The sequence below is a fragment of the Candidatus Thiosymbion oneisti genome, from assembly GCF_900092655.1.
Lineage (GTDB): Bacteria > Pseudomonadota > Gammaproteobacteria > Chromatiales > Chromatiaceae > Thiosymbion > Thiosymbion oneisti.
On sequence record NZ_FLUY01000992.1, the window covers coordinates 1 to 252 of the forward strand.

The 252-nt window shown below is 59.5% G+C and carries 1 pseudogene; it reads right to left on the reverse strand.

Going from position 1 to position 252, the window contains the following annotated elements:
• Positions 1-252: pseudogene (locus BQ17_RS21775) on the reverse strand (IS5/IS1182 family transposase); the annotation flags it as partial.

Here is a 252-nt window from a genome sequence, read left to right on the forward strand (position 1 = left end):
TCGCTGTAGTCGCCAGCATCGGCAACCGCGGTCAGGCTCTCCACGCCGAGCACCGCCATGGTCTGCTGGCATTGACGGCTGAGCTGGTTCTGATCGTTCCCGGTGTTGGTGACGTCGTGATGCACAATGAGCTTGTGTTTCTCATCGACGCTGCTTTGCACGTTGTCGCCGGTTACATGCTGTTTCCCCTTGCTCAAGGCTCGTGCGTCGGGGTCGGTCCGTGAGAATTGGGTCTCTGCGCTTGCCTCTAAC